The following is a 9,026-nucleotide window of genomic DNA, read 5'->3' as shown; positions in this document are numbered from 1 at the left end:
CAAGCTCGCCCGGCTCCAGTCGATCTCACCCGCCGCGTGCAGGCGCTCCAGCAGAACCTGATGCAAGCGCGCCCACACCCCCGCCTCCTGCCAGTCGCGCAGGCGCCGCCAGCAACTCATCCCGCAGCCGCAGCCCATCTCGGCGGGCAGCATCTCCCAGGGCAGGCCTGAGCGCAGCACGAACAGGATGCCGGTCAGCGCCGCCCGGTTCTCAATCGGGCGGCGCCCGCCCTTCGGACGCGGGCGTGGCGGCGGTAGAAGCGGGGTGATCGCGTCCCAGAGATCATCGGGCAGTAGCGGGCGGGCCATCCAAACCAACGCACTCCCAGACGATCCGTGCCCGTTCTGTTAGGCGCTCTAAGACTGCTTAACTGAACCGTCCAATCTGGTTGAGGGTGACGAGGCTGGCCGCGAGGCTCGTGAAGGCGTCGTAGATATCTACGCATCGCTCGTAGCGGGTGGGCAATCGACGGATTGGTTCAACCGAGCGTGGGTGCCCTCATCCTGAGCTTGTCGAAGGATCTACGACTTAACGGTGACGACTGAGTTTCTCGCTGCTCTCGATGCCCCTGCGCGCGATGCGCGGGACGATCCCCCGCGCCTGCCACTCCTGGCGGCGGGGTCTGGCATCTTAGGCTTTGTCAGCGTGCAACTTGTCCGGACGACGTCGCGGTCGTTCGCTCCGACCGCTCCGCACAGACGGGATAGCATCGAGGGTCGCCGCCATTATGACGTTGTCGTGCCGGTTGGCGCCGCTCATGCAGAGGCCGAGCGGCGTGCCGCACGTTTCGGTAACGAGATGCCCGCCTTGTCCCGGTCCGTCGGGTTCGGGCCGGCGGCACGCCCCCCTTTTTGGCCGGGATAGATGCGCTGCCCAGACAGGCCCGGCTCCAGTCGATCTCACCCGCCGCGTGCAGGCGGTCCAGCAATACGTGATGCAGGCGGCTCCAAACGCCCGCCGCCTGCCAATCCCGCAGCCGCCGCCAACAACTCATGCCGGAGCCGGAGCCCATCTCGGCCGGCAGCATTTCCCACGGCAGACCCGAGCGCAGCACCAACAGGATGCCCGTGAGTGCGGGGCCGATTCTCAATTGGACGATGCCAGCCTTTCGGACGTGTCCGAGGCGGCGGGAGAAGCGGAGCGATCTCATCCCAGAGATCATCGGGAAGAAGCGGTCTGACCATGCCAAACCAACGCTGAAAACGTCGCTCGGTAACGTTCTGTCAGGCACTCTAAGTCAACTGTGGAGGAAGCGTGTCAAACAGCGTTGAACATTGTTTCTTCCGCACTTTCAGTGCTGTAGGTTTGGCATCCGATCAAGCTTTGCTGATCCCGGCTCACGCAGCATGTAGGACGCGTTGGCGCAGGAGATCGAAACCGGCGCGACCGTACATGCTCCGCTTGATCAGCTTGAGGCGGTTGACCTGCCCCTCGACGGGGCCGTTGCTTCAGGGCTCGACGATAGCGGCGCGCACGGCTGGCTCGTCCTGCCCGAGCCCGGTGACGAAGCCGCCGAGATCGGTCGCGGCTGCGACTTCCAGCCACGGCGTCAGTCCGGTGGGATCGTTCTGGCGCAGGAGGTCGGCGAAGGCGCGTATATCCTCGGCGGCCTGCTTCAGCTTCGGCGCGACGCTGCAGAGCGCTTCGGTGAAGGCGCGATCCTCCCGCGACAGTGCGGCCGGGTCGGCGGTGAGCCAACGGGCGATGCGGCGCGTCGAGGGGACTCGGGCGGACGGTGATCGCGCAGGCGAATCCTGCCTCCGTCGTGAGGCCCAGCGCCGGACGATGTCGTAGCCGCCGATGAAGCCCTGCGCGTGCAACGCGCGATGGAGGCCGGTGGCGCTGTGCTGGCCCTCCCGCCAGCGTGCTTCGACGAGGGGGAGATGGCGCCCGTGCAGGCTCGAACCCGGTGCGCGGCGGTAGGGCATGAACCGGCCCGCCCGCACCCAGCGGCGCACGGCGTTGCGGGATGCGCCGAGACGGCGAGCGATCTTCTTGGTCGGCAGACCTTCGCCGTGGAGGCACAGGGCCGCCTCGCAGCGGTCGCGTCGCCGGCTGCTCACGTTCGTTGGCACTGTCTTCGCCAGATCAGGGGAGCCGGCGGGGTCGTGCACGGCGCGGTGCGCCACCTCTCAGATCTCGGACTGGTGCCGCTCGACGATTCCGCGCAGGGCCTCGGAAGCGTTGACGAGCAGGTGCCGGCGATCCGCGACCTGCGTCGCCGTCGGTGCTCCCGAGCGCGCGGCCTCGGCGTAGGGTCCCGAACGGTCGCGGCTGACGACGGTCACGCTCGGATGGGCGGTGAGCCAGTCCCGCACCGGTGCCGACGAGCGGCCGGGCAACAGATCGATGACGCGCCGCCGCTCCAAGTCACACACGATGGTGCCGTAGGATCGGCCGCGCCGCCACGCCCAATCGTCGACGCCGATCACCTGCGGCGGCGGAGCCGGTACGGTCCCGCGACGACGGATCAGGCGCAGGACGGTTTCGCCGCTGACAGGCATGGCCAGCCGCCGCGACAATCTTGCGCCGGCCTAACCCACCCAGCACCATGCCGATGTCGGTCTGCGCCTCGGCCAACCGGTCGCTGCGGCGCGCCTTGCGCGCACCCAGCCCCGGCACGCGTTTGGCGTAGATCCGCCCCGGGCAATGGCCGCGGCGGAAGCGGCGCACCTGAACCCGCCACGTCACCGACCGGTTCTGCCAGGGCAGGTCGTCGAACCTCCGCCATTATCTGCTGTGCACCCGCACTGACGCACGTCTGCAGACCCGACAGCAGGCTTGGGCTGCCGTGGTTCGGGCGATGATCAGCAATCCGAACGAGTCCAGCGTCAGACCGGCGACGTGCAGGCCGTCCGGGACCGACGGCGACGACGGGTTCGAGACCGGCATCGCACTCCCATCGGGCCAACATGCGAATCAACGTCCAGAACACCGCTCAGCACCGAAAGTGCGGAAGAACCTGAACATTGACCCAAGATCGGCGTCGAACTTTGGGTATGACTCAATCTCGGTGCAGGCGAGTTGATGGATCTCGGCTTCGGTCGTTGGAGATCCTGCCATGCCTCGCAGCCTCCATCCCAGTTCCGTAGTTCCGCGCGGCCTTCTCATCGATCATGTCGAGATCGGCACTGGGATGACCATCACAGCCCGGCCGGCCGCCGCCTTGGCCCAGTGCCCAGGCTGCGATCAACCCTCGTCTCGAATCCATGGCTGCTACACGCGTACTCTCTCCGATCTGCCGGTTGCCAGTAGACCCGTCGTCATCGATGTCCGCGTCCGTCGTTTCCGCTGCATCGGGTCGGACTGCCGGACCCAGATCTTCGCCGAGCGGCTCGGACCAGACCTCGCAGCTGCCTTCAGCCGGTGCACGACTCGGCTCAACTACATCGTGCATCATCTCGGCCTTGCCCTCGGTGGCCGGCCCGCAGCCAGTTTCGCCCGACGGCTCATGGTCCCGGCCAGTCGGGATACGATGCTCCGGACCGTGCGCCGCCGTGCCGTCCGTCCGGTGGAGCATCCGCGCGTGATAGGCATCGACGACTACTTCTGTCGAGGACAGCGCTACGGCACGCTGGTCTGCGACCTGGAACGGCGCCGTGTCATCGCCCTGCTGCCGGATCGGGAGAGCGGCACTGTTGAGGCGTGGCTTGCAGCCCATCCCGAGATCACCGTTGTTGCCCATGACCGTGGGGGTTGCTACGGTGAGGCGACGACGCGAGCGCTGCCCTATGTCCTTCAAGTCGCCGACCGATTGCGCTTGATGGAGAACGTCAGCGCCGCCTTCCTCGATGCAGGGCGCAAGTCTATGGCTGCAATCCGCTTCGCGGCGGGAGTCGCGACGGTCGATCCCGAACGGCTGACCTGCTCCGAGCGCCTGCAGTATTACGGCTATCTCCAGGGGAGGCGACGGGCAAGGCGATCCTCGCCCTGTCGCGACAGGGCATGCCGATCAAGAAAATTGCCCGAGCGAACAAGCACAGTCGCAAGCTCGTGCGCGACGTGCTGCGCGGTCTGACCGGCGACGTATTCCGCGCCCGCCAGAGCAGCCTGGATGCCTATCTGCCCCGTCTCGATGCCGAATGGACGGCCTGCTGCCGCAACAGGGCAGAACTCTGGCCGCGGCTTAGCGCCAGCGGGTTCACCGGGAGCCTGCGGGCGGTCGGGGAATGGGCAACGCGGAGGCGACGCAGCGAGCGCGTGTTGCAAAAATCGCCTGGGAAGGTGCCGTCGGCGCGCGTCCTCTCCCCGCTGATGACAACAGGGCGGGACAATCTGACGAAGGCCGAAGCTGTCCACGTGCCGACAATCGAGGCGGAGGTACCTACGCTCGACGAGGCAAAGTCCCTGCTGTCGCTCTCAAGCGATGAACCGCGAACGAAGGCGAGCCGATCTCGACACCTGGATCGAGGCTGCGGACCACAGCCTTCTATCGTCGTTCGCGCGTGGCTTGCTGAAGGACAAGTCGAGCGTCGCTGCAGCTCTCACGCAACCGTAGTCGAACGGCCAGACCGAAGGGCAGATTATCCGCCTGAAGATTGTGCAGCGTTAGATGTTCGGTCGGACCGAGCTCGACCTACTCAAAGCTCGGCGGATCGGCGCGTAATCAGCCGATCAGCATGGAACTGCGCCAGACCCAAAGTTCGACGCCGATCCAGGGTCGATGCTCAACGCTGTTTGACAGCCATTCACGCCTACATCGATCAGAACAACGCTGAGTTCAAGCCGTTCGTAAAGCCTAAGTCAGCCGACGCTATCTACGCAAGCATCAAACCATTAAGCCGGCAAACATCAAACCCAGATGACTATGAAATTTACTAAAACATGAAGGAAGACCTATCGGCCGGGACTAATGATGAAGCCGAAGATTCCAATATTATGTCCTAAAATTTCCTGGATTTTCAGTAAGCTAATTTAAATCCAAAATGCGATTGGGATGAGAACGCCCCAAAACGACATCGCAAATAGCTATCCAATTTCCAGCCGCACGCCCTTTTCTATCTATCCATGGTTCAGCGAGAAAATACTTCAAGTGATTACTTAAAACATTCTTTACAATTAGTCTCAGAGCATAATTCTTGGTAATTGATCCTTTCCTTGCCAAATATAATGGGTTTGAGATCTGAGAATATCCAAGCTTAACACCAGACGACCTCCCCAGTTTGACACCTTGATGAACTCCTGCGAAAGCATTCGTTCCAACGATACGCCCATGTTTCGATACCCTGGACGCAAAATCTACATCTTCCTGCCAACCATAAAGTGGAAGATTTTCATCAAAGCGAAGATCTCTAATTGCACTTGCTCGATAGACCATATTGCATCCATACAATCCTGATAAATTTGAGACGGTCAACGGCTGATCAATTTTTTGAGACTCAAATGCTTTGATAATCTGCGTAGCCGTTGAATACGAAATCCCCGCTGTATTTATACCATCGGCAAGAAGAACGCCGTTAATGCCGACAACCTCAGGATTTTGTTTAAAAAACTCCATTATATTTGCAAAGGCATCGGAGCATGCAACATAATCATCATCGAAAAAAGCTATTAAGTCGTAGGAATCAGACAAAAAATCAAGTCCGCGGTTTCGTTGTTTAGGAAGCCCAGGGTCTCCATACAATATAGTAGAACAAGGATAAATAAGATTTTCTTCCGGAAGATCATCCGGAGAAACAACGGAGTAAAGTACCTTTGATGGCTGAATGCTTTGTAACTTGAAAGTTTCCGACCAATTGGAGAGTTCCATTGCTCTGCCACTACTCGCAAGGATGACTGCTAATCGCATTCGGAAAGCTTCCTATCTTCTTTTCTGACGCCGCTACTCTTTATCCAATCTAAGAACCAGCGTCTAATCGCCTCAGCTTTCTCACTCATCGAGAACCTTGGTTATTAACACAGATACTAATCAACAAAATTCGTTTGTCGACACCGCAACTTAGAATCTGACCAATCGACCGCCACAATCTAGATATTCATTTAAATCTTTACATTTTATTCCCGTAGATGCGCATAAGCACCTCAAAACATATATTCACTTTAATTTATTAATCACAGCACTTATGCTGCGAGCGTTCGACGATTTTATAGCTCGCCACGCACTCTCTGCTTCCTCATAGGTAGTCCTCCCTGCAGAAATTACTAAAATATAACAGGAGATCACTTCGGAAAAAACTAAGACGTCAGGATGATCGCGAATCGCTGATAAATCGAAAATTATATCTGCATCCGGCGGTAGAGATGCCATGAAATTGTATAGTTCTTCTTTTGTAGGTGTCGAGTAAAAAGTTATTGTTTGTACCGAAATGTACTCATTGGGATAAAATGCATCAACCTGATGATTTTGCTTCGATGATCCTGGGTCCTTCATATAAGACGACGCGTTGGGGTCAGTCACAGGATCTGAAACGCGAGACTTCGCGATTCTAACCAAAGTTATTTTTCGTGCGTTGCGCACAAAGGCACCTACAAGTTTATTTGCAACAGTTGTCTTGCCTTCGCCCGGAGACCAAGATGTAATGCCGATTCTTAACTTTTCTTGGATAGGGCTCGATATCAGCAAAGACGTAAGCAGTGTCTGAAAAAATTTTTCTGTGTGCTTATCAGTTTGGAATGGGACGGACCCTTTGTCCATCGAATTTACAATATGCCGCGGATATGCAGATCTTTTTAGGATGGGTATATTCGCAATCACGTCGATATTGACCCAATCCTTCAACTGGGACGGCGATTTCACAGTTTTATCCAGAGAGTTTTTAAATATCAAAACAATCAGTCCGCTGAAAATACTAAAAGTCAAACATAGCGCAACAATTATTCCCGACTTAGGGCTTGAACGACCTAAGGGCGGAGTAGCAGAGCTGATGACCTGAGAGTCGGCGTCAGGAAAGGGTGTCTCAGGCACTTTACCATTACGAACCCCCTCAGTAGCTGCGGCCAATTGGGATTTAATACTAGCGATACGGCCCTGAAGAAACTCGGAACCACGCTGGATTGAAGCTGCCTTTAGTTCTATTTGGCCTTTAATATATTGCATGCAGATCGCATTCACCACTCGAGCACTCTCTTCCGGGCTAAAAGCTTGATACGAAACTTCAATGACATAAGATTGAGAAACACGCTTTACATTTACTCTTGCAACGAATGCTTGAAAAGCATGGCGTTTCGTGAGTTCGGACACTTCAATTGTTTTAGGTAGCTCAGTCGAGGCGCCCAAAAGACTCAACAAATTAGTTCGCGACTTTGGTTTAAATTCGGCAGCAGATTCAAGATCTAGCGTCTGAAAAACATTACTGAGAACGCGTTCAGATTTTAGAACCTGAATTTGGCTTTCTGTTTGAGCGCTGTCTAATGTCAAGGAGGATCCACTTTCTGATCCAGTAGACGATCCAGCAACTTGGCGCGAAGGATTTAATATAACCGCTGCCGTTGCGGTATATTCCGACTGCGAGCTTTTTATATAAACCACTCCAAGAATTAAAAAAAGAAAAATCCAACTGCCGTAAAGTATTTTATACTTGCGGATATCTTCGATAGTATCTGCTATAGGCAGATGCGATGAGGATGGTTGCCTTATCACAAAATTTTTGTAAGTGTCGTTATTGATTAAGGATTCATTTTTCATAAATTATTCCACTTGTTGAATTTTGTTAACCTGAAGAGTCACCGACCGAAGATTATTGCGTGATATCCCAATCAACAGCTATGGACAAGATACAAAATTTGCTAGATTAATCAATGTTTCATCCAGCAGTCTTGGATAATATCTATTGGTAGGCAATATGCATTGCTTAGCTCAAACTCAGCTTAAGGTTGAGGTAAGTAGACATAACGTAATAAGAGAGCCTAACAGAACCGTCTGATTTGGTTGAGGGTGGTGAGGCTGGCCGCGAGTCTGGTGAAGGTTTCGTAGATGTCGGCGCGTCGCTCGTAACGGACGGGCAGGCGCCGGAAGCGGTTGAACCGGGCGTGGGTTCGCTCGACGACCCAGCGGTGCCGCCCGAGCTTCTCGCTGCTGTCGATCCCGCGCCGAGCGATGCGGGGTACGATCCCCCGGGCGCGGCACTCCTGGCGACGGGCGCAGGCGTCGTAGGCCTTGTCGGCATGAAGCTTGTTGGGACGGCGGCGTGGGCGACCGCGCCGGCCGTTTCGCACGGGCGGGATCGCATCGAGGGTCGGGGCCATCATTACGCTTTCGTGGCGGTTGGCCCCGTGAAGGTCAAGCCGAGGGGCGTGCCGCGGGCATCGACGACGAGGTGGCGCTTGGTCCCCGGTTTGCCCCGATCCGTCGGGTTCGGGCCGGTGGCAGAACCACCTTTTTCGCCGGTACAGACGCGCTGTTCAAGCTGGCCCGGCTCCAGTTGAGCTGACCGGCCGCGTGAAGTCGCCCCAGCAGCACGTGATGCAGGCGCGTCCAGACACCCGTCGCCTGCCAGTCGCGCAGGCGGCGCCAGCACGTCATGCCCGAGCCGCAGCCCATCTCGGCCGGCAGCATCTCCCACGGCAGTCCGGAGCGCAGCACGAACAGGATACCGGTCAGGGCCGCTCGGTTCTCGATGGGCCGTCGCCCGCCCTTCGGACGCGGCCGGGGCGGCGGAAGCAGCGGGGCGATCTCGCTCCAAAGATCGTCGGGAAGAAGAGCGCAAGCCATGCCGCAACAACGCACATCGACGCTTATGGTGCCGTTCTGTTAGGCGTTCTAACATTACAGTTGCGTTTTTGGCGAGGTTCTGACTCTCTGCGGCACCATGATTCGCGCATCATGGACGTCGGGGGCCTCTATTGAGGCGACACTGGAACTCTGGGCCTCGTCCTTGCGGGAGGTGAAGGGACGCATGCGCCCGCTGTTCACGCAGGATCGGGTGGCGGCCTCGGCGGGCGCATTCCTGGACGGACTGCTCGGCGCGGAGCGGCGCAAGACCGGTTGGATGCGGGCGGAAGCTGCGGGCGATCCCGGACCCTGGCGTCAGCAAGCGGTGCTCGGTCGCGGACGCTGGGATGCCGACGCCCTGCGCGACGTGGTGCG

General features: G+C 57.9%; 3 protein-coding genes and 5 pseudogenes. 2 read left to right on the top strand and 6 right to left on the bottom strand.

Annotated elements, in window-relative coordinates; genetic code table 11:
* The 3 genes and pseudogenes from BM228_RS32445 to BM228_RS32435 all read right to left on the bottom strand — a co-directional run.
* The coding region (locus BM228_RS32445; protein ID WP_139234330.1) for a transposase at nucleotides 1-309 on the bottom strand (309 nt) is incomplete at its 3' end.
* A 58-nt stretch (nucleotides 310-367) separates the two neighbouring features.
* Nucleotides 368-1,185: pseudogene (locus tag BM228_RS32440) on the bottom strand (IS5 family transposase).
* A gap of 153 nt (nucleotides 1,186-1,338) precedes the next feature.
* Nucleotides 1,339-2,893: pseudogene (locus BM228_RS32435) on the bottom strand (ISL3 family transposase).
* A gap of 169 nt (nucleotides 2,894-3,062) precedes the next feature.
* Between BM228_RS32435 and BM228_RS32430 the strand changes: the two are divergent.
* A pseudogene (locus BM228_RS32430) lies at nucleotides 3,063-4,553 on the top strand (ISL3 family transposase).
* A 357-nt stretch (nucleotides 4,554-4,910) separates the two neighbouring features.
* On the opposite strand, the gene BM228_RS32425 reads toward BM228_RS32430, so the two are convergent.
* From BM228_RS32425 to BM228_RS32415, 3 genes and pseudogenes are all read right to left on the bottom strand, one after another.
* Nucleotides 4,911-5,789: a glycosyltransferase family 2 protein gene (locus BM228_RS32425; protein WP_092047336.1), complete on the bottom strand. Its 879-nt coding sequence runs from the start codon at nucleotides 5,787-5,789 to the stop codon at nucleotides 4,911-4,913.
* Between the two features lie 246 nt (nucleotides 5,790-6,035).
* Complete coding sequence (locus BM228_RS32420; protein WP_092047338.1) at nucleotides 6,036-7,625, bottom strand: Wzz/FepE/Etk N-terminal domain-containing protein; 1,590 nt, start codon at nucleotides 7,623-7,625, stop codon at nucleotides 6,036-6,038.
* A gap of 221 nt (nucleotides 7,626-7,846) precedes the next feature.
* Nucleotides 7,847-8,651, bottom strand: a pseudogene (locus BM228_RS32415) (IS5 family transposase).
* Nucleotides 8,652-8,748: 97 nt separating this feature from the next.
* On the opposite strand from BM228_RS32415, the pseudogene BM228_RS32410 reads away from it, so the two are divergent.
* Nucleotides 8,749-9,026: pseudogene (locus BM228_RS32410) on the top strand (IS701 family transposase); the annotation flags it as partial.

Origin of the sequence: Methylobacterium pseudosasicola (assembly GCF_900114535.1) — a bacterium.
Classification (GTDB): Bacteria; Pseudomonadota; Alphaproteobacteria; order Rhizobiales; family Beijerinckiaceae; genus Methylobacterium; species Methylobacterium pseudosasicola.
Note: the sequence above shows the minus strand (reverse complement) of the source record. Positions and strands in the feature narration are given on the sequence as shown.